Source organism: Nocardioides jiangsuensis, from assembly GCF_019679455.1.
Classification (GTDB): Bacteria; Actinomycetota; Actinomycetes; order Propionibacteriales; family Nocardioidaceae; genus Nocardioides_C; species Nocardioides_C jiangsuensis.
Genome location: NZ_JAIEZQ010000002.1, coordinates 292,134 through 312,680, shown reverse-complemented (window position 1 = coordinate 312,680; position 20,547 = coordinate 292,134). Strand labels below are relative to the sequence as shown.

The following is a 20,547-nucleotide window of genomic DNA, read 5'->3' as shown; positions in this document are numbered from 1 at the left end:
GGTTCACCCGGATTTTTTCGGTCAGACCGCCCCTGGGGCGTGCCGGACTAGCCCAGCGCGACCCCGTTGATGCTGTGCACCACCGCCGGGCCGGACGCCTGCTTCTCCACCACCATGGTCACCGACGTGCCGAGCAGCGGGGTCAGCTCCTCGCCGTTCGTCCCGGTCGCGCCGTCGCCGTTGTAGTCGCCGGACGCCGGGGCGTCGAGGTCGGCCGCCGCGCCCAGGGCGACCGCGAGGTTGCCGAGGCAGTAGCCGCCCGAGCACGCCTGGAACACGCCCTTGACCTCCTCCGGGCCCGCGGGTTCCGGCTCCGGCTCGGGGCTCGGCGCCGGGGTCGGGCTCGGCTTGGGCGTCGGCTTCGGGCTCGGGGCGGGCTCGTCCGGCTCCGGGGCCGGTGCGGGGCCGGTGCCGCCGGTCGACGTACCACCGCCGTCACCGCCACCGTCCTGGCCGGACTTCTGGCCGGACTTCGAGCCCGCCTGACCCGTCGTGGCCCCGCCGCCGGACTTCGTGGCCTTCGAGGCCGCGGCGGCGACCTGCTTCCGGTCGCGGTCCCTGCCTCGCTTCCCGTCGGCGCGGACGGGCTCCTCCTCGACCGGCGGGGGCGGCATCACGAAGACGCCGGTGCGGTAGCCGCGCTCGAAGGCCATCACCAGCGCGACGTAGTAGTCGTCCTGGTTGTAGCGGTAGATCGCGGCGGCCATCGCGGTCTCGCCGAGCACGCTGCCGGACCCCGAGCAGAGGTAGCCGGCGGCGGCGAGCGCGGCGTCGTCGAGGTCGTTCGGCGAACGGCGGCCGTCGCCGTCCCCGTCGCGGGCCGCGCCGTCCCACGTGGACGGGATGAACTGCATCGGGCCGACCGCGCGGTCCCAGACCCTGTCGCCGTCGTAGCGGCCGTCGTCGGTGTCGCGGATCGCGGCCACCGGCCCCGCCCCGTTGAGCTGCACCCCGATGATCAGCGGACGCGAGACGCCGTCGGCGCCGAGCCGCGATCCGCCGTACCGCCCGTGGTCGGACTCCACCCGGCCGATGCCCGCGAGCAGCGTCCACGGCAGCTGGCAGGCGGGGTCCGTGACCGCCGTCTGCCGGGCCGCGGAGCGGTAGGCCCGGGCCGCGGCGAGCGGCAGGCCGTGGTCGGCCATCGCGCTCGCGGTCCACACCCGGGTGCCCTTGGGCCCGCTGACCCGGACGTCGCCGGCGGTCACTCCGGCACCGCCGGTACGGGCCCGCACCGGCCTCGCGGCGGGCGCGGTCTCGGCGGTGCGCGCGCCGGAGCGGCTGGCCAGCGACCAGTCGAGGTCGGCCTCGGCCACGGCAGCCGCGGCCCTCGCCCGGGGCACCACCGGGTCGAGGGTCGCGGTGCCCCCTGCCGTCGTCGCGACGGCCGGCAGCAGCATCAGGGTGAACCCGGCGCACGCTGCCGCGCTCCGGTGTGTGGAACGGTGCCGCATGGTCGAGAACCCCCTGCATGTCAGTCTTTGTCCCTCCACCGTAAGCACGGTTTCCGGGCATCGCAGCGGTTCCGGGCAAACCCCTCCAACATGGCCCGGAGGCACCGGGCAGCATGGCCCGACCGGGCATGCGGGACGGGCCGACCGGCCCTCGGCATGGCTCCGGAGCGAGGCGAGGGCGGTTCCGTGTGTGCGGACAGGGAACGGCCACGCCCGGCCCGGAGGTCGTGGCGTGGCCGCGGGAGAGGGTCACTGGGTCCGCATCTGTCCCATCGGCACCGCGCTCGGCAGGTGCTCGCGCGCCATGTAGCCGCTCGCGGAGAGCACGAAGATGCCTCCGGCGACCAGCGTGACGATCGGCAGGTAGGACCCACCGGGCACGAACGACCCGCTGGTGGCGAAGATCGTCAGCGCCGTGATGCCCGAGATGACGGCCGCGGCGAGGGCGACGTACCCCAGCCAGTCGGGCAGCATCCGGGTGCGCAGCACCCCCATCCCGGCGGCCGTCAGCGGTACGGCGGCCGCGAGACCGATCATCGCGTTGAGGACCATCGTGGCCTGGAAGACACCCACCGTCAGCGCGACGTCACGCCCGGTGAGGCCGTTGGCCACCACGGCCAGGGCGACGCCGTACATGAAGATCGCGGTGCCGAGCAGCACGGCGCCTGCCATCAGCGCGATGTGCACGTCGCTGCGCTCCTCGCGCTCACGCAGAGCCTCGGCGAACGCCGCGGCGAACCAGATCACCAGGGCGGCAGAGACCGCCCACAACAGGGCGGCGACCATGAGCCGCCCCTGACCGTCGGCGACGTAGCTCGAGATCTCGTCCGCCGAGGCCGTGACGCGGGGCGGGAGCCCGGGCATCAGTGCCGCGACTACAGCGAGTACGACGAACGCGAAGCCGGCGAAACCACCCCATCGAAGCTCGTGGCGCTCCGTCATGACAACTCCTTTACTCCGGAGGGACGCACCACGGGGAAAGCCCCGCTCACTCCTGATCATCCGCGCATCCGGACCCCCGTCAAGGGGACGAACCGGGGCATCCGGAGCGGGGCTCCGGGCCGACCGCAAAGGGGGTCAGACCGGGGCGTCCTCGAGCACCTCGAAGCCGATCCCGGCCTTCACCAGGCGGCCGATGAGCCGGTCGCCCATGGCCACCGCGGTGGTCACGCAGCCCGCGCTGGGCGGGTTGTCGTCGAAGGCCAGGCAGAGCGCGGACTCGGCGAGCATCTTCGCCGTCTCTCCGTAGCCCGGGTCGCCCCCGGACACCTCGGTCCGGACCCGGCGGCCGCCGCCTTCGCCCACGAACCGCACGGAGAACCAGGACCGGGCGCGGCGCTCCTCGCTCGGCCCCTCCCCCTGCGGCACCCGGCTCAGGATCAGCCGGCGCAGCGGCGGCACCTGCGCGGCGGCGACCAGGGCGCCCATCCCGGCGATGCCGCCGACCACGGTCGGCAGCCGCTTCACCGCGGCGTAGTGGGCGTACTCGAAGTCGGGGCCGTAGCGCTCGAGGGCCGCCGCGGAGCGCTTCACCACGAGCGGGTCGATGGTCGGCAGCGGCACGAGCCACCAGCCGGTCGCGGCGTCGCGGTGCGGGGGCCGCGCGCCGGCCCGGACGCGACGGTCCGCGGGACGGGGCTCGGCCTTCCGGCGGGCCGCAGACGCCTGCTTCGTCTGCCGGCCGCGGGAGAACGCGGTGACCGCGGAGTGGAAGGTCCCGCCGGAGAACGTGCCACCGGCCCGCAGCATGCCGCGCACCCGCAGCGGCACGCCCTCGGGCAGCTGCTGCACGGTGAACAGCACCCCGAGGTCGTGCGGGACGGAGTCGAAGCCGCAGGCGTGCACGATGCGGGCTCCGGTCTGGGTCGCGCGCGTGTGGTGCCGCACGTACATGAGGTCGGCGAACTCCGGCTCGCCGGTCAGGTCGACGTAGTCGGTGCCCGCCTCGGCGCACGCGGCGACCAGCGGCTCGCCGTACTCGATGTAGGGGCCGACCGTCGTGACCACCACCCGCGCGGCGCCCGCGACCGCGGCGAGGGAGGCCGGGTCGGTGGCGTCGGCGTGCAGCAGCGGGAGGTCCTCCAGGCCGGGGGTGATCGCGGCCAGCCGCCGGCGGACGTCCTCGAGCTTCGCCGGGTTGCGCCCGGCCAGCGCCCAGCGGCAGCCGGCGGGGACGTGACGGGCGAGGTACTCCGCGGTCAGGCCCCCGGTGAACCCGGTCGCGCCGAAGAGGACGAGGTCGTACTCACGCTGGTCTGCCACGGTGTGCTGCCTCCCGGTCCGCCGGCGCCAGGCGGCACCGGTCTGGTCGCACACTCTGGCGGGTGGAACCGCCCGGCGACAACGTGCGTCCCACCACAGGGACCGGCGGACGGACGCCGGCGGGGGTGAGAGGGACTCCTGATGCGACGCACCACGGCAGTACTCGGCGCCGGCCTGTCGGTGGGCGCGCTGGGCGTCGCGCTGGTCACCACCGGCGTGGTCGGCGCCTCACTCGCCGTGCTCGTCGCCCCGGTGCTCGTGGCCCCGCCGCTCGGCACCCCTCCGGCCGCGGCGGCGGGGCTCCGACCGTTCGAGGGCTGCGAGGAGCTGCGGCGGTGGTACGTCGACGAGGCCATGCCGCACGTCGGCCCGTGGGGCCTCGGCGGACCGCCGGTCGTGTACGGGATGCGGACCGCGGCGGGAGCCGTCGAGGCCGACTCCGCGGCCGGTGTGTCCGACGCGGTCGGCTCCGGCGCCACCGGCACGAACGTGCAGGAGGCCGGGGTCGACGAGCCCGACCTGGCCAAGACCGACGGGTCGCTCGTCGTCCACGTCGACGGCCCGTTCCTGGTCGTCACCGACGTCTCCGGGGAGAAGCCCCGGGAGCTCTCCCGGCTGCCGCTCCCCCGCGCCCTGGGCGCCCCCGAGCTGCTGCTCGTCGGCGACCGGGCCGTGGTGCTCGGCCAGCCGTCCGGGTACCTGGCCGGCCCCGGCGGTGACGGCGGGCTGATGCTCGACCGGTCGATCCTGCCGGAGCCCTCGTCGACCCGGGCCCTGGTGGTCGACCTCGGCGACCCCACGGCGCCGGCCGTCGTGCACGACGCGACCTACGGCGGCGGCCTGGTCTCCGCGCGGCAGTACGGTGACGTCGTACGCCTGGTCGTCTCCAGGACCACGCCCGCCATCGACTTCGTCTACCCCGACCGGGTGCGCACCGAGCGGGAGGCGACCCGCGAGAACCGCCGCCTGCTCCGCGAGAGCACGGTCGACGACTGGCTCCCGCGGGTGAGCACCGGCGATCCGGGGGCGGTCACGGGGCAGCCGGTGGGCCGGTCGACGGAGCAGCGCCCGGACCGTCCGGCGGCCGGGGAGCGGCTGATGGGCTGCGACGCCGTGGAGCACCCCGAGGCCGGTGCCGGCTTCGGGACGGTCAGCGTGGTCTCCTTCCGCGCGGACGACCCGGCAGCCCGTCGTACCACCGGGGTCACCGCGTCCGGCGAGACCGTCTACTCCTCCGCGGACCGGCTCTACCTGGCCACCACCGACCAGGGCTGGGGATGGTGGGGCGTCCGCGACTCGCTGGTCGCCGGTGAGCCCGCGCGGGTACGGCGGCCGCCGCCGCTGTCCACGCGGGTGCACGCGTTCGAGCTCGACGGGCTCTCCACCCGCTACGTCGCCTCCGGCCGGGTCCGCGGCCTGGTCGTGGACCGCTGGTCGATGAGCGAGCACGACGGGAACCTGCGCGTGGCCACCGCGCTCGGCCGGGACTCCTGGACCCCGCGCGAGAACGCGGTCACCGTGCTCGCCGAGCGCGGGGACCGGCTGACCGAGGTCGGCCGGGTCGACGGGCTCGGCGTCGACGAGCAGATCCAGTCCGTCCGCTGGTTCGGCGACCTCGCGGTCGTGGTCACCTTCCGGAGGACCGACCCGCTGTATGCCGTGGACCTCGCCGACCCCGAGGCGCCCCGGGTGCTCGGCGCGCTCAAGATCCCCGGCTTCTCGTCGTACCTGCACCCGGTCGGCGACGGCCTCCTGCTCGGCCTCGGGCAGCACGCGGACCGGCAGGGTGTCAGCCGCTTCGCGCAGGCCGCGGTGTTCGACCTGCGCGACCTGGCCCGGCCGGACCGGGTCGACACGGAGGCGTTCGGCGAGGGCGCCGAGTTCACCGCGGCCTGGGACCCGCGCGGGTTCACCTACCTGCCCGAGCGGCGCACGGTGCTGGCCACGCTGCAGGACTACCGGCACGGGCGCAGCCGGCTCGTGGTGATGGGGCTCGGCGAGGACGGCACGCTGGCGCCGCGCTCCAGCACGGTGGTGGCCGGCTGGGACGCTCTGTCGGTGCGGACGCTGCCGCTCGACGACGGTCGGGTGGCGGTCGTGGCCCGCGGCGAGGTCGACCTGCTGACGCTGTGAGGTTGCTGCCGGACGGCGCCGGGCGGTCGTAGGCTCGGCCTATGTGCAGGAACATCCGGACGCTCCACAACTTCGAGCCGCCCGCCACCCGTGAGGAGGTGCGCGCCGCCGCGGTGCAGTACGTCCGCAAGATCAGCGGCAGCACCCGGCCCTCGCAGGCCAACCAGGACGCCTTCGACCGCGCCGTGGACGACGTCGCCGCGGTCACCGCGCGGCTGCTCGAGGAGCTCACCACCACGGCGCCGCCCAAGGACCGCGAGGTCGAGGCGGCCAAGGCCCGGGCCCGGGCGGCGACCCGCTACGCGTGAACGGTGCGGACGTGCCGGGCTCGGGGACGACCGGGGAGGCGCGGCTGCGGGCGGCGTTCGACCATGTCGACCGGGCCGACTTCCTGCCGTGGGGGCAGCGGCGGTTCGCCGCGACCGACGCCGCGATCCGGATCGGGCACGGCCAGACCAACAGCCAGCCCAGCACCGTGCGCGACATGCTCCGGCTGCTCGACGTCGGACCGGGGATGCGGGTGCTCGACGTCGGCTGCGGGTCGGGCTGGACGACCGCGCTGCTCGGTGACCTGGTCGGCCCCGCGGGTTCGGTGGTCGGGGTCGAGATCGTCCCCGCCCTGGTGACGTGGGGGCGGCAGAACCTGGCCGGCTACGCGATGACCTGGGCGCGGATCGAGCCCGCGCTGCCCGACACGCTCGGCCTCCCCGCGGAGGCGCCGTTCGACCGGGTGCTGGTGTCCGCGGAGGCCTCGGTGCTGCCGGACCAGCTCGTGGAGCAGCTGCGCGTCGGCGGCGTGATGGTGGTCCCGGTCGCGGGCCGGATGACCGTCGTCCGTCGTACGGCGGACCGGCCGTCCGTGCGGCGCGAGGGGTACTACTCGTTCGGGCCGCTGATCGAGCCGGGCCGCTGCTCGAGCCGGGCCGCTGCTCGAGCCGGGCCGCTGAGGTCGGGACGGCGACGGGTCGGCGTGGTCCCGGGGTCAGGACGCGACGGGGCGGCGCAGCGTGCCGACGACCCGGACCCGACGCTCCGGCGCGGTGGCCGCCATCGCCACCCCGGTGAACCCGGCCGCGAGCAGCATCAGCCCGAGCGAGGCGACGACCTTCTCCGCGCTGTCGGCGTGGACCACGGGCAGCACGACCTGCTCGGCCAGGAACAGCAGGATCAGCCCCGGCACCCAGGCGGCGGTCGCCTTGCTGCGGAGCAGCCCCAGCGCGATGAGCAGCACCCCGGCCAGGAACCCCCAGCCCCACAGGGTGAGCATCACCTTGAGACCGGTGTTCTCGAGCGATGCGCTGACGAGCAGGAGCTCCGTGCCCTCGACCCGGTCGCTGCTGAGCGCCTCCAGGGCAAGTGCCCGGAACATCAGCATCAGGGCCGCCATGGCCGCGACCCCGACGCAGCCGACGGTGAAGACCACGACGCCGACCAGCCCGAGGCCACGGCCACGGGCGGAGTCGAAGAGTGTGAGGACGGCCGGCATCCCGAGGATCAGGCTCACCGCGCCGCCGAAGAACAGCACGCTCATCGCCAGCCAGCGGCCCGGGTTGGCGGAGGCGACGATCAGCTGGTCCGCCGGGGAGGCGTTGGGTCCCGAGGGGTTGAGCATCTGCGCGAGGACCAGGGCCATCACTCCGGCCACGAGGGCAGCAGCCGATACCGGGACCCAGTCAGAACGCATACGAGAGAGGGTATGCGGAGATCGTCGTCCACGGCGATCCTCGCTACGAATCCGGCAAGATTCAGCGAGCGAAGTCGACGACTTCCTCGCTGTCCGGATCGTCCCACTCGTCCACGAATGGGATGAGATCCGCCACTGAGTCCAGCACCATCGTGGGCCGGTAGGGGAACCGGTCGACCTGCTCCGCCCGGGTGGAGCCGGTCAAGACCAGTACTGTCCGCAGACCGGCCTCGAGACCCGAGATCATGTCGGTGTCCATCCGGTCGCCGACCATCACCGTGGTCTCGGAGTGCGCGTCGATCCGGTTCAGCGCCGAGCGCATCATCAGCGGGTTCGGCTTGCCCACGAAGTACGGGTCCACGCCGGTCGCCCGGGTGATCAGCGCCGCCACCGACCCGGTCGCCGGGATCGGTCCCTGCGGCGAGGGGCCGCTCGGGTCCGGGTTCGTCGCGATGAACCGGGCGCCCTTCTCGATCAGCCGGATCGCGGTCGTGATCGCCTCGAACGAGTAGGTGCGGGTCTCCCCCAGCACGACGTACTCCGGCTCGCGCTCGGACAGCACGTAGCCGATCTCGTGCATCGCGGTGGTGAGGCCGGCCTCGCCGATCACGTACGCCGACCCGCCGGGGCGCTGGTCGTCGAGGAACTGCGCGGTGGCGAGCGCGGAGGTCCAGATCGAGCTCTCCGGGACGTCGATCCCGCCGCGGGCGAGCCGGGCCTTGAGGTCGCGCGGGGTGAAGATCGAGTTGTTCGTCAGCAGCAGGAAGGGGCGTCCCCGCTCACTCAGACGCTTCACGAAGTCGGCCGCGCCGGGGATCGCCTCCTCCTCGTGCACGAGGACGCCGTCCATGTCCGAGAGCCAGGTCCTGACCGGTTTCGCGGGCGATGTCATGGGTTCATCGTGGCACGTACGCTGGACGGCGTGGACCTGAAGGACGCGGTGCCCCGCGCGTCGTACGACGTCGCCGCCGCCCTGCACGTGCTCACCACGCACCGCTTCGTGGCGCTGACGGGGGCCGGGCTGAGCACCGACTCGGGGATCCCGGACTACCGCGGGCCGAACGCGCCGGCGCGGAGGCCGATGAGCTACCAGGAGTTCGTGTCGGGCCGGACGGCGCAGCAGCGGTACTGGGCGCGCTCGCACCTCGGCTGGTCGCGGATGCGTCGGGCCGTCCCGAACGCGGGGCACCACGCGGTGGCGCGGCTCGAGCACCTCGGGGTGCTCTCCACGCTGATCACGCAGAACGTGGACGGGCTCCACGAGCAGGCCGGGTCGCGGCGGATGCACGCGCTGCACGGGCGGATCTCGGACGTGGTCTGCCTGTCCTGTCGCGAGCGCACGACGCGCCGGTCGCTGCACGACCGGCTCACCGCGCTCAACCCGGGCTTCGAGAGCCGGCACGGGGACGTCGCGGTGCGTCCCGACGGCGACGTGGAGCTCGCGGACACCCGGGACTTCCGGGTGCCGTCGTGCGACGCGTGCGGCGGGGTGCTCAAGCCCGACGTGGTGTTCTTCGGGGAGAACGTGCCGAAGGACCGGGTGCTGCGCTGCTACGAGGCGGTCGAGGAGGCGGACGCCCTGCTCGTGGCCGGGTCGTCGCTGACGGTGATGTCGGGCCTGAGGTTCGTGCGGCACGCGCATAAGCTCGGGAAGCCGGTGGTGATCGTGAACCGTGGCGCCACCCGCGGCGACCCGCTGGCGTCGTACCGCCTGGACCTCGGCACCTCCGACTTCCTCCCCCTCGTCGAGGCGTCACTCGTGCGGCGTTGAGAGGTCAGTCGTTCGGCGTTGAGGCGTCAGTCGTACGGCGACCGCGCCCTCGCCGTACGGCAAAGCCGGAACGACTGACCTCTCGACCCGGAACGACTGACCTCTCAACGAGAGAGCGCGCCGGGTCAGGACACGTCGCGGCGCACCGAGAGAGCGATCCCGAGTCCCGCGAGGAGCAGGCCGTACCCGAGGAGCACGAGCCCGCCGACCCACCAGTCGAGGTAGTCGAGCAGCGTGTTCCCTGGAGCCATCAGCGCCGAGGAGGCGTTCGTCGGGAGCCACTTCACGAGCCAGTCCAGGTCGATCGCGGCCAGCGCGAACGTGAGGATCGGCTCGATCAGGAAGGTCACGAAGACCGCAAGCAGGATGGCCACGATCTGGTTGCGGATCAGCGTCCCGATGCCGATCCCGACCAGGGTCCAGATCGCCACCGCGAGCACCGCGAGGCCCATCGTCGGCCACAGCCGCTCCGCCCCGAACCCGAGATCGGCGCCCCGGACCCCGATCACGACCGCGCCGGCGAGCACCGTGCCGGCGAGCGCGACGACGCCGAAGAACGCCCCCATCACCAGGTGCGCAAGCATCTTCGCGACGACCACCCGGCTCCGCCGCGGGGAGACCAGGAAGGTGGAGGTGATCGTCTGGTAGCGGTACTCGCCGGTCATCCCGGTGATCCCGAGGATCAGCGCGAAGATGTAGGTACCGCTGAACATCGACATCGCGTAGACCGACCGGATCGCCTCGGGCGTGTCGAGCCCGGGGGTCGCGGGCTGCCCCGCGCCCGGATCCATCCCGGCGAAGGCCGCGTTGACGGCGGCCTGGATCATGCTGAACACCACGGCGCCGACGAGCAGGCCCCACCACAGCCGGGTGGAGCTGATCTTCTTGAACTCCGCGCGCACGAGCGGTGCGGCCGACGTGGTGCTCACGGCGTCCGGTCTCCTTCGGTCAGCTCGAGGAACGTCCGCTCGAGGTGGCTGGCCTCCGCGACCAGCTCGTGCAGCTCGACGCCGGCGACGTACGCCGCGTGGCCGACCCGCTCCGTCGTACCGCCGCCCACCCGCAGCCGGCCCGACCCGTCCTCGGTGACGGTGAGGGACGCGGCGGCCAGCGCGTCGCGCAGCTTGGCGGGCTCGGGGGTGCGCACGAGTACGTCGCGGGGGCCGCTGTCGAGGTCGGCCAGACGACCCTGCCGCACGAGCCTGCCCCGGGCGAGCACGACCACCTCGTCGACGGTCCGCTGCACCTCGCTGAGCACGTGGCTGGAGATGAGCACGGTGCGGCCCTCGCGGGCGAGCGCCCGGAGGAACTCCCGCAGCCAGGCGATCCCGGCGGGGTCGAGGCCGTTCGCCGGCTCGTCGAGGATCAGCACCGGCGGGTCCCCGAGCAGGGCCGCAGCCAGGCCGAGCCGCTGTCGCATGCCGAGGGAGTAGCCGCCGACACGCTTGTCCGCGACCTCGGTCAGCCCCACCTGCGCGAGCATCTCGCCGGCTCGGCGCGGGTCGATCCCCGCGCCGAGCGCCATCACCTCGAGATGGGCGCGCGCCGTACGACCGGGGTGGAAGCTCGACGCCTCGAGCGCCGCGCCGACGGTGCCGATCGGGTCGGGCAGGTCACGGTAGCGGTGACCGCCGATGGTGGCCGAGCCCGCGGTCGGCGCGAGCAGGCCGAGGAGGCAGCGCAGGGTGGTGGTCTTGCCGGCGCCGTTCGGGCCGAGGAAGCCGGTGACCACGCCCGGCTGCACCGAGAACGACAGGTCGTCGACGGCCTTGAAGGCACCGAACATCTTGGTCAGACCGACCACGTCGATCCGGAGCCCCTCCCGTGTCATGCGCTCATCCAAGCAGAGCGGCGGGTCGATCCGGCACGCACGGGTCTCGCAGGGCGTGGCGCCGGAACGACTGACGCCTCAAGCCCGCACGACTGACGCCTCAACGCCGCACGAGTGACCCCTCAACGAGGGTCAGAGGCGGCGGACGAACATGTGGGAGGCGGCCTCGTGGTCGATCTCGGCGGTCTCGCCGCCCGACCCGAGCAGCACGCCCTCGGGCGCCGCCACGGCGGTCACCACCTTGTCCGGCAGCGCCCCCACCCGGCGCAGCGCGGCCATCAGCGCCTCGTCGGTCTGGATCGGCTCGCTGATCCGGCGGACCATCACCCGCACCTCCTCCGCGGAGGTGACCACCTTGTCGAGAGGCTCCACGCCGTCCATGAAGTCCTCCTCGCCGCTGCTCTCGCCGAGCTCGTGCAGACCGGGGATCGGGTTGCCGTACGGCGACTCGGTCGGGTGCCCGAGCAGCTCGATCAGCCGGCGCTCGACGGTCTCGGACATCACGTGCTCCCAGCGGCAGGCCTCGGCGTGCACGAGCTCCCAGTCCAGGCCGATCACGTCGGTCAGCAGCCGCTCGGCGAGCCGGTGCTTGCGCATCACCCGGGTGGCCAGCCGGTGGCCGTCGTCGGTCAGCTGCAGGTGGCGGTCCCCCTCGACGGTGAGCAGCCCGTCGCGCTCCATCCGGGCCACCGTCTGGCTCACGGTCGGCCCGCTCTGGTGGAGCCGCTCGGCGATCCGCGCACGCAGCGGCACGATCCCCTCCTCCACGAGCTCGTAGATCGTGCGGAGGTACATCTCGGTGGTGTCGATCAGGTCGCTCACGCGACACATTGTGACGCATCGGTTGAGGGGCGCTGGCACAGTGAGTGACATGGCCGACGAATCCGGGGGGCCGGCCCCCGCTGTCATGTGGTTCCGCCGTGACCTTCGTCTCGGAGACAACCCGGCGCTGCGGGCGGCCTGCGACGCCGCCGACGGCGCGGGCGTGCTGCCGCTGTTCGTCCTCGACCCGAAGCTGTGGGGCCCGGCCGGTCCGACCCGGCGCGCCTACCTCGCCGCCTCCCTGCACGCCCTCGACGAATCGCTCGGCGGCCACCTCACCGTGCTCCGCGGCGACCCGGTCCGCCAGGTTGTCCGGGCCGCCAAGGAGGTCGGCGCCACCACCGTGCACGTCGCCGCCGACTACGGCCCGTACGGCGTCCGCCGGGACGAGGCCGTCGAGGAGGCGCTCGCCGCCGAGGGGATCGAGCTGCACCGCCTCGGGTCGCCGTACGCCGTCGCGCCCGGACGGGTCCGCAACGGCAGCGGCGAGGGGTACAAGGTCTACACACCGTTCGCGCGGGCCTGGGCCGAGCACGGCTGGCGCGCCCCCGTGGAGCGCCCCGGCACCCGGCAGACCTGGCTCGGCGTCGACGGCCGGGACATCCCCGACGCCACGCCGCCCGCCGGGCTCAGCCTGCCGAAGGCCGGCGAGAAGGCCGCGCTCGAGCGGTGGCGGGCGTTCCTCGAGGAGGACGTCGACCGGTACGGCGAGGACCGTGACCGCCCCGACCTGGACACCACCTCGCACATGTCCGTGCACCTGAAGTGGGGCGAGATCCACCCGCGCACGATGCTGGCCGACCTCGCGCAGCGGCGCGGCCAGGGCGCGTCGACGTACCGCTCGGAGCTGGCCTGGCGCGAGTTCTACGCCGACGTGCTGCACCGGTTCCCCGAGACCGCCCGGGAGTACTACAAGGCGGAGTTCGCCGGCATGGAGTACGACGGGCCGGGCGGCGACCTCGCGGCGTGGCGGGAGGGCCGCACCGGCTACCCGATCGTGGATGCCGGGATGCGTCAGCTGCGCGCCACCGGCTGGATCCACAACCGGGTCCGGATGATCGTGGCCAGCTTCCTGGTCAAGGACCTGCACCTGGAGTGGCAGCACGGCGCGCGGCACTTCATGCACTGGCTCGTCGACGGCGACCTCGCCTCCAACCAGCACGGCTGGCAGTGGGTGGCTGGCTGCGGCACCGACGCGGCGCCGTACTTCCGGGTGTTCAACCCGACCACGCAGGGCCAGAAGTTCGACCCGAAGGGCGAGTACGTCCGCCGGTGGGTCGAGGAGCTGCGCGAGGTCGAGGACCAGTACATTCACGAGCCTGCGGCGCGCCCCGACGGGCTCCCCGAGGGGTACCCCGAGCCCCTGGTCGACCACGCGGAGGAGCGTCGCGAGGCCCTGGCCCGACTCGACCGGTTGAAGAAGTGAGCATGAGCAGTCCCACGTACGACACCGACCTGACCGTCCCGCGCCGCTTCTGCGGCCCGCCGGGCTCCGGCAACGGCGGGTACACCGCGGGGCTGCTCGCCGAGCGGGTCCAGGGCGGTACGGCGCACGCCGTGTCCCACGCGCCGGGCTGCCCCGCGGTGGAGGTGACCCTGCGCCAGCCGCCGCCGCTCGACGTCGCGATGCGCGTGCAGCACGTGCCCGCCGACGACCCCGGCAACGTGACCGGCACGACCGCCACCCGGCTGCTCATGGGCGGGGCGAAGATCGCCGAGGCGGTCTGCGTCGACGCCGACCTCGACACCGTCGAGGCGGTGAGCCGGGCGGAGGCCAGCGAGGCGATGGAGCGCTTCGCCGGCTTCACCTCGCACCCCTTCCCGACCTGCTTCTCCTGCGGCCCGGACCGTGCGGAGGGCGAGGGCCTGCGGATCTTCCCGGGGCCGGTCCCCGGCGGCCGGGTCGCCGCCGCGTGGGTGCCGCACGCCCGCCTCGCGGAGTCCTCGGACCTGCTCGACGACGACGTGCAGAAGGTCGGCCTGCCCACGCTCTGGGCGGCGCTGGACTGCGTCGGCGGCTGGGGCGGCGGCATCGAGGAGCGCAGGATGGTGCTCGGCCGGATGACCGCGCAGGTGGACACGCTCCCCGTCGTGGGCGAGCCGCACGTCGTGGTCGGCGCGTCCCGGGGCACCGAGGGGCGCAAGACGTTCACCGCGAGCACGCTCTACGACAGCGACGGCCGGATCGTGGCCCGGGCCCAGCACGTGTGGATCGCGGTCGACCCCGCCGCCTTCGGCTAGACCCTGCCCCCTCCGCGGGCAGAACCGCACACACGTGTGCCGGTGTGACACCCCGGCGCGCGCACGACGTGTCACAACCGCACACGTGTGCCCCTGCCCGCGCCGCCCGCCCGTCCGCCGTACGAGCCCCTCGTTTGACACGGAACCCCTGCCGGCCTTGGGATTGGAACGTGCAAATCAACTCCAGCAGCAGCCCGTGGTGGAAGCACTCCGTCTGCTACCAGATCTATGTCCGCAGCTTCGCCGACGGGGACGGCGACGGCGTGGGCGACATGGCCGGCATCGAGCAGCGGCTGCCCTACCTCCACGACCTCGGCGTCGACTCGGTGTGGATCACGCCGTTCTACACCTCGCCGCAGAACGACCACGGCTACGACGTCGCCGACTACCGCGACGTGGACCCGCTGTTCGGCTCGCTCGCCGACTTCGACTCCATGCTGGCGAAGGCGCACGACCTCGGCCTGCGCGTCATCGTGGACCTGGTCCCCAACCACACCTCCAGCGAGCACCCGTGGTTCCGCGAGGCCCTGGCCGCCGAGCCGGGCTCCCCCGCCCGGGACCGCTACGTCTTCCGCGACGGCGCCGGGCGCGGCGGCAACCGCCCGCCGAACAACTGGCAGTCGATCTTCGGCGGCCCCGCGTGGACCCGCGTCCCGGGCCCCGACGGCGAGCCCGGCCAGTGGTACCTGCATATGTTCGACCCGACCCAGCCGGACCTGAACTGGTGGAACGCCGAGGTCGGCGACGAGCTGGAGTCCGTGCTCCGCTTCTGGCTCGACCGCGGCGTGGACGGCTTCCGGATCGACGTCGCGCACGGCCTCTACAACCCCCTCGACCTGCCCGACAAGAAGCGCGGTCAGTGGATGCCGATGTGGGACCAGCCCGAGGTGCACGAGGTGTACCGCCGCTGGCGCAAGATCCTCGAGGAGTACGACGGGGAGCGGATGGCCGTCGCGGAGGCGTGGACGAACACGCCCGAGTCGATGGCCCGCTACGTCCGCGCCGACGAGCTGCACCAGACCTTCAACTTCCACTGGCTCGGGGCGACCTGGGGCGCGGCGTCGTTCCGCCGGGTGATCACCGAGAGCCTCGCCGCGGTCGGCCTCGTCGGCGCGAGCGCCACCTGGGTGCTGTCCAACCACGACGTGGTCCGGCACGTGACCCGGTACGGCGGCGGGGAGCGGGGGCTCGCCCGCGGCCGGGCCGCGCTGCTGGCCATGCTCGCCCTCCCGGGCGGCTCCTACATCTACCAGGGCGAGGAGCTCGGCCTGGAGCAGGTCGAGGTGCCGCACGAGCACAAGCAGGACCCGTCGTACCACCGCGGCGCCGACGAGGGCCGCGACGGCTGCCGGGTGCCGATGCCGTGGTCGGGCGCCGAGGCGCCCTTCGGGTTCGGCCCCGGCCAGGGCCAGCCGTGGCTCCCGCAGCCGGCGTCCTGGAAGGACCTCACCGTCGAGGCCCAGGAGCAGGCCCCCGACTCCACGCTGAGCTTCTACCGCAAGGCGCTGCGGGCCCGGCGCCGGCTGACCGCCGGGGTCGGCGACGAGGTCACCTGGCTCACCACCGCCCCCGGCACGCTGGCCTTCCGCCGCGGCGACGGCTTCGTCTGCATGGTCAACTGCGGGTCGCGCGCGGCCCGGCTCCCGGCCGAGGCCGGCGAGCTGGTGCTCTCCAGCGGCCCGGTGGGCGCGGCGGGCACCCTGCCGCCGGACACCGCGGCCTGGTTCCTCCCGGCCTGAGCCTCAGCCGCCGAGCGCGGCGTTGTAGCGGGCGAGCCGGCCGGCCAGGTCGGCGAGCTCCTCCTCGCTCCAGTCCGAGAGCCGGTCGGCGAACACCCGGCGGCGCTCGGCCTGCAGCGACCGGACCCGCTCCTGGCCGGTGGCGGTGGCGACCAGCACCTGCGCCCGACGGTCGTCGGGGTCGCACGAGCGGGTGACCAGACCGAGCGCCTCGAGGTGGCCGACGTGCCGGCTCACCGCCCCCTTGTCGATGCCGAAGTGCTCGACGATGGCGGCGGCGCGGACCCCCTCGTGCTCGACGACGTACAGCAGCACCGGGTAGGCCGCGGGCTGCAGCCCGGGGTCGACCGCCTGCGCGTTCTCCGCGGTACGGCGCCGTACCCGGTGCAGCAGGACGCCGAGCTCGCGCTCGATGTCCCTCAGCGCCTGCGTGGTGCCCGCGCGCGTGGCGTCCGTCGCCGCAGCGACCTCCCCCGCCGTCACGCGGTGGCCGGCTCGCGCGGGAGCTCCTCGAGCTCGTCCTGGCGCTCGATGGTGGTGCGCAGCGGCACCTCGCGGATGAACAGCACCGCGACCAGCGCGAGCAGCGCGAACGGCGCCGCGACCAGGAAGATGTGCCCGGTGGCCGCGCCGAACGCGTCCTCGAAGACCGCGCGCACCGGGGCCGGCAGCGCCGCCATGTCCGGGATCGCACGGCTGGCCCCCTCGGACGTGGCCGGGACGCCGAGCCGGGCGAGGCCCGTCAGCACGCTGTCGCTGACCCGGTGGCCGAGGATCGCGCCGAGCACGGACACCCCGATCGAGCCGCCCATGGTGCGGAAGAAGGCCACCAGCGAGCTGGCGGCGCCGATGTCGGACTGGGCGGCGTTGTTCTGCACCGCGAGCACCAGGTTCTGCATGGTGGCGCCCATGCCGAGACCGAGCACGGCCATGAAGGCGCCGACCACCCACAGGCTGGTGTGCGCGTCGATCGTGCCGAGCAGGAGCAGGCCGACGACCATCATCGACGTGCCGCCGACGAGGTAGCGCTTCCACAGGCCGGAGGCGCTGATGATCCGCCCGGTCGCGATGCTGGAGACCAGCAGGCCCCCGACGAGCGCGAGCGACATCAGGCCAGCCCGGGTCGGCGACATGCCGCGGGCGATCTGGAAGTACTGCGACAGGAAGACCGTCGACCCGAACATCGCCAGGCCCACCATGACGCTGGCGAAGACCGAGAGGCTCGTGGTGCGGTCGCGGAAGAGCCGCAGCGGGATGATCGGCTCGCGGACCCGGGACTCGGTGTGGACCGCGGCGGCGAGCAGGACCACGCCGAGCCCCACCATCCAGGCGGTGGTGAGCGAGAGCCAGTCGAACTCGTGACCCGCGAGCGACACCCAGATCAGCAGCACCGAGACGCCGCCGGTGATCAGGCCGGCGCCCCAGAAGTCGATGGAGACGTCGCGCCTGACCACGAGCAGGTGCAGGGTCTTCTGGAGCACGACGAAGGCGAGCGCGGCGAACGGGATGCCGACGTAGAAGCACCAGCGCCAGCCGAGCCAGGGGGTGTCGACGATCAGGCCGCCGATGAGCGGGCCGCTGACCGTGGCCAGCGCGAACACGGCGCCGAGGTAGCCGGAGTAGCGGCCACGTTCACGCGGGGACACGATCGTGGCGATCACGACCTGCACCAGCGCGGTCATCGCGCCGACGCCGACGCCCTGGACGGCGCGGGCGCCGATGAGGAAGCCCATGCTCGGCGCCAGCCCGGCCAGGATCGAGCCCACCACGAAGATCACCAGCGCGAGCTGGACGAGCACCTTCTTGCTGAACAGGTCGGCGAGCTTGCCCCAGATCGGGGTCGAGGCGGTGGTCGTGAGCAGGGTGGCCACGACCACCCAGGTGTAGCCGGACTCGCTGCCCCCGAGGTCGGCGACGATCCGCGGCAGCGCGTTCGACACGACCGTGGAGGAGAGCATCGCCACGAAGAGGCCGAGCAGCAGGCCGGACAGGGCCTCGAGCACCTCGCGGTGCGCCATCGGCTCGGCCGGGGCGCCCGGCGGGGTGCCGGGAGTGGCGCCGGGAGTGGTGCCGGTGGGGGTGGTGGTCATACGGAGTGGTCCTCGCGTGGTGCGTCGGGGGTGCGGGTGGTCGGGTCGGAGCGGTGAGCAGCGCCCGGGAGGCGGGCTTCCGCGACCCGCTGCGCCGCCCGCGGCCCACTTGGTTGCCGTGGACAACCTTATCGAGAGTAGTTGCGTACGGCAACCAAACGTGAGGTGAGGGTCGCCACGGCTCCGCGCCGCCGGTCGGCCGGGCGCGCGGGAGGTACGGCGTCAGGGCGTCGGGTGCCGCGCGTCGTACCGGAGGAACCCACGCTGGACGGTGACCGCGACCAGCACGCCGACCACGCAGGCCAGCCCGCCGAGCACGAGCGCCAGCCGCTCCGACGTGGCCTCGCCGACGCTGCCGACCAGGAAGTCCCCCGCACGGGGCCCGCCGGAGACCACCACGATGAACACGCCCTGCAGCCGGCCACGGAGCTGGTCGGGCGCGGCGACCTGGAGGATCGTCGACCGGTACGCCGCGCTCACCACGTCGGCCGCCCCGGCGAGGGCCAGGAACAGCACGCCCACCCAGAGCGCGGAGGCGAGACCCACGGACCCGATCGCGAGCCCGTAGACGAGGATCGACACGACGATCGCGAGCCCCTGGAGCCGGACCCGGCTCACCCAGCCGGAGAGCGCGAAGGCGACCAGCCCGCCGAACGCGGGGGCCGCCTGGAGCACGCCCACGGTGGCCGCTCCCCCGCCGTACACCTTGTAGGCCAGCGCCGGGAAGACCGCGCGCGGGTGCGCGAAGACCATCGCGCACAGGTCGAGGACGAAGGTCATCCGCAGGTTCGGCGAGCGCCGCAGGAAGCGCAGCCCGTCCAGCACCGACCGGAGCCCGGCGCGGGGGCTGCCCTCCTCCGGCGGCATGGACGGCAGCCGCCACAGCGCGTAGAGGGTGGCGGTGAACGTGACCGCGTCCACCGTGTACGCCGCCTCGAAGCCGCCCCACTTGATCAGCAGGGCCCCGAGCAGCGGGCCCACGGTGAAGCCGAGGTTGAACGACGCCATGTTCAGCGCGCTCGCCGCCGGCAGCAGCTCGGCCGGGAGCAGCCGGGCGACCATCGCGTTGCGCGCCGGGCTGTTCGCGGCGAAGCAGGCGGCCTGCACCGCGACGCACGCGTAGAGCAGCCCGACCGCGGTGTTGCCCAGGAACGCCTGCGCCGCGAGCACCAGCGAGACCGCCCAGGCCCCGCCCGAGGCGGCGAGGGCCAGGGTGCGCCGGTCCATGGCGTCCGCGATCGCCCCGCCGTACAGCCCGAACGTCACCAGCGGCACCAGCGCGAACACCCCGACCAGGCCGACCGCGAAGGACGAGCCGGTGAGCGCGTACACCTGCACCGCGATCGTCACGTTGGCCATCTGCTGGCCGAGCTGGGCCACCGCGTTGCCGAGGAAGAGCCGCCGGTAGGCCGGGGAGACCCTCAGCGGGCGGACGTCCGTGAGCACCGTCGCGAGGACGGAACGGGCCCCTCGACGCGGTCTCACCGGTGCACTCACGAGGCTCACCCTCTCAAATGCCGCGAAATCTCCTTGTCGGCCGCGGGCGGGCCGACGTACCGTGGACGGACACGAGGAAGGAGGTGGTCCAGAAGTGAATTCTTTACGGACTCGTGAGGTGGCTGCTCGCTAGCAGCGCACCGGCCAGCACGACTGAGCCCCCGTCAACCGGGATGTGGGCAGCTGGCAATTCCAAGCAGTCACCCGACCCGCAGGCGCTCCGGACACGTCCGACCGGAGAGTGGGCCCCGCTCCTCGAGCGGGAGGACCCACAACGCCTGCGGGTCGTCTGCTTTCCCACCGACCGCCGTGTCCTGGCCGGCGGGGGTCAGGGCGCGAGCCGCTCCACCGCCCAGCCCGACGGCGTACGGCGGTAGCGCAGCCGGTCGTGCAGCCGGCCGAGCCGACCCTGCCAGAACTCGACCCGCTCCGGCACCACGCAGAAACCGCCCCAGTTCTCCGGCCGCGGCACGTCCCCCTCGCCGAACCGCTCCGCGGCCTCCTCGTAGCGCGCCTCGAGCACGGACCGGTCCGGGATCACCTCCGACTGCGGTGACGCCCACGCCCCGAGCTGTGACGCGCGGGGGCGGCTGCCGAAGTACACGTCGTTCTCGTGCTCGCTGAGCCGGGTGGCGGTGCCCTCGACCCGCACCTGCCGCTCGAGCGGGTGCCACGGGAACAGCAGCGCGCACCGCGGCCGGGCGTCGAGGTCGTCGGCCTTGCGGGACTCGTAGTTGGTGAAGAACACGAAGCCGCGCTCGTCGATCCCCTTGAGCAGCACGATCCGCGACGCCGGGGCCCCCTCGGCCGACACCGTCGAGAGCACCATCGCGTTCGGCTCGTGCAGCCCGGCGGCCACCGCGTCGTGCATCCAGCGCCGGAACATCGCCACCGGCTCGGTCTCGAGGTCGGACTCGTCGAGCCCGCCGGCGGCGTACTCCCGGCGCAGGTCACTCAGCTCACGTGGTTTCACGCCCCGAATGTAGCGGCCCCGCGTGGCGCCGGGGGTGCACGCGGTGCACA

Annotated in this window: 18 protein-coding genes and 1 pseudogene; 7 read left to right on the top strand and 12 right to left on the bottom strand. The window is 73.6% G+C overall.

The window, feature by feature from the left end; all coding sequences use genetic code 11:
* Positions 1–47 precede the first annotated feature (47 nt).
* From K1X13_RS19110 to K1X13_RS09925, 3 genes are all read right to left on the bottom strand, one after another.
* Positions 48–1,454 (bottom strand): lytic murein transglycosylase, encoded by a 1,407-nt coding sequence (locus K1X13_RS19110; RefSeq protein ID WP_225914932.1) that lies wholly within the window; start codon positions 1,452–1,454, stop codon positions 48–50.
* Positions 1,455–1,703: 249 nt separating this feature from the next.
* Positions 1,704–2,396, bottom strand: a complete 693-nt coding sequence (locus tag K1X13_RS09930) for a hypothetical protein (RefSeq protein ID WP_221024927.1) — start codon at positions 2,394–2,396, stop codon at positions 1,704–1,706.
* Between the two features lie 135 nt (positions 2,397–2,531).
* A complete protein-coding gene (locus K1X13_RS09925; protein ID WP_221024926.1) occupies positions 2,532–3,716 on the bottom strand; it encodes a saccharopine dehydrogenase family protein in 1,185 nt (394 codons plus the stop codon).
* A 141-nt stretch (positions 3,717–3,857) separates the two neighbouring features.
* Between K1X13_RS09925 and K1X13_RS09920 the strand changes: the two genes are divergently transcribed.
* From K1X13_RS09920 to K1X13_RS19105, 3 genes and pseudogenes are all read left to right on the top strand, one after another.
* Positions 3,858–5,849 carry a beta-propeller domain-containing protein gene (locus K1X13_RS09920; RefSeq protein WP_221024925.1) on the top strand — a complete coding sequence of 664 codons (1,992 nt, stop codon included), beginning with the start codon at positions 3,858–3,860 and terminating at the stop codon, positions 5,847–5,849.
* 41 nt (positions 5,850–5,890) lie between these two features.
* Positions 5,891–6,157, top strand: coding sequence for a DUF2277 domain-containing protein (locus tag K1X13_RS09915; RefSeq protein WP_221024924.1), 267 nt, complete (start codon positions 5,891–5,893; stop codon positions 6,155–6,157).
* A pseudogene (locus K1X13_RS19105) lies at positions 6,154–6,660 on the top strand (protein-L-isoaspartate O-methyltransferase family protein); the annotation flags it as partial. The gene K1X13_RS09915 and the pseudogene K1X13_RS19105, both read left to right, overlap by 4 nt.
* A 171-nt stretch (positions 6,661–6,831) precedes the next feature.
* Here the strand turns inward: K1X13_RS19105 and K1X13_RS19100 are convergent.
* Both K1X13_RS19100 and K1X13_RS09905 read right to left on the bottom strand, forming a co-directional pair.
* On the bottom strand, positions 6,832–7,533 hold the full coding sequence (locus K1X13_RS19100; protein WP_225915314.1) for a hypothetical protein: 702 nt from the start codon (positions 7,531–7,533) through the stop codon (positions 6,832–6,834).
* A 61-nt stretch (positions 7,534–7,594) separates the two neighbouring features.
* On the bottom strand, positions 7,595–8,425 hold the full coding sequence (locus K1X13_RS09905; RefSeq protein ID WP_221024923.1) for an HAD-IIA family hydrolase: 831 nt from the start codon (positions 8,423–8,425) through the stop codon (positions 7,595–7,597).
* A gap of 9 nt (positions 8,426–8,434) precedes the next feature.
* Here K1X13_RS09905 and K1X13_RS09900 point away from each other — a divergent pair, with 9 nt between their 5' ends.
* Positions 8,435–9,304, top strand: coding sequence for an NAD-dependent protein deacetylase (locus tag K1X13_RS09900; protein ID WP_308249489.1), 870 nt, complete (start codon positions 8,435–8,437; stop codon positions 9,302–9,304).
* Positions 9,305–9,429: 125 nt separating this feature from the next.
* Here the strand turns inward: K1X13_RS09900 and K1X13_RS09895 are convergent, their stop codons facing one another.
* The 3 genes from K1X13_RS09895 to K1X13_RS09885 all read right to left on the bottom strand — a co-directional run bounded on the left by K1X13_RS09895 (position 9,430) and on the right by K1X13_RS09885 (position 11,966).
* Positions 9,430–10,233 (bottom strand): ABC transporter permease, encoded by an 804-nt coding sequence (locus tag K1X13_RS09895; protein WP_221024922.1) that lies wholly within the window; start codon positions 10,231–10,233, stop codon positions 9,430–9,432.
* The gene (locus tag K1X13_RS09890; RefSeq protein ID WP_221024921.1) at positions 10,230–11,135 is read right to left on the bottom strand and encodes an ABC transporter ATP-binding protein; all 906 of its coding nucleotides are present in this window, start codon (positions 11,133–11,135) and stop codon (positions 10,230–10,232) included. Before K1X13_RS09890 ends, K1X13_RS09895 begins: the two co-directional genes overlap by 4 nt.
* A 132-nt stretch (positions 11,136–11,267) precedes the next feature.
* On the bottom strand, positions 11,268–11,966 hold the full coding sequence (locus tag K1X13_RS09885) for an iron-dependent transcriptional repressor DtxR (protein WP_225914931.1): 699 nt from the start codon (positions 11,964–11,966) through the stop codon (positions 11,268–11,270).
* Positions 11,967–12,006: 40 nt separating this feature from the next.
* Between K1X13_RS09885 and K1X13_RS09880 the strand changes: the two genes are divergently transcribed.
* The 3 genes from K1X13_RS09880 to K1X13_RS09870 all read left to right on the top strand — a co-directional run bounded on the left by K1X13_RS09880 (position 12,007) and on the right by K1X13_RS09870 (position 15,937).
* A complete protein-coding gene (locus K1X13_RS09880; RefSeq protein ID WP_221024919.1) occupies positions 12,007–13,383 on the top strand; it encodes a cryptochrome/photolyase family protein in 1,377 nt (458 codons plus the stop codon).
* Positions 13,384–13,385: 2 nt separating this feature from the next.
* Positions 13,386–14,198, top strand: a complete 813-nt coding sequence (locus tag K1X13_RS09875) for a hypothetical protein (protein WP_221024918.1) — start codon at positions 13,386–13,388, stop codon at positions 14,196–14,198.
* 170 nt (positions 14,199–14,368) lie between these two features.
* Complete coding sequence (locus K1X13_RS09870; protein WP_308249488.1) at positions 14,369–15,937, top strand: glycoside hydrolase family 13 protein; 1,569 nt, start codon at positions 14,369–14,371, stop codon at positions 15,935–15,937.
* 3 nt (positions 15,938–15,940) lie between these two features.
* Here the strand turns inward: K1X13_RS09870 and K1X13_RS19675 are convergent, their stop codons facing one another.
* From K1X13_RS19675 to pdxH, 4 genes are all read right to left on the bottom strand, one after another.
* The gene (locus tag K1X13_RS19675; protein WP_221024917.1) at positions 15,941–16,420 is read right to left on the bottom strand and encodes a MarR family winged helix-turn-helix transcriptional regulator; all 480 of its coding nucleotides are present in this window, start codon (positions 16,418–16,420) and stop codon (positions 15,941–15,943) included.
* The gene (locus K1X13_RS09860; protein WP_308249487.1) at positions 16,417–18,027 is read right to left on the bottom strand and encodes an MDR family MFS transporter; all 1,611 of its coding nucleotides are present in this window, start codon (positions 18,025–18,027) and stop codon (positions 16,417–16,419) included. Before K1X13_RS09860 ends, K1X13_RS19675 begins: the two co-directional genes overlap by 4 nt.
* A gap of 222 nt (positions 18,028–18,249) precedes the next feature.
* Positions 18,250–19,473, bottom strand: coding sequence for an MFS transporter (locus tag K1X13_RS09855; RefSeq protein WP_221024916.1), 1,224 nt, complete (start codon positions 19,471–19,473; stop codon positions 18,250–18,252).
* Positions 19,474–19,852: 379 nt separating this feature from the next.
* Complete coding sequence (pdxH, locus tag K1X13_RS09850; protein WP_221024915.1) at positions 19,853–20,497, bottom strand: pyridoxamine 5'-phosphate oxidase; 645 nt, start codon at positions 20,495–20,497, stop codon at positions 19,853–19,855.
* Positions 20,498–20,547 lie beyond the last annotated feature (50 nt).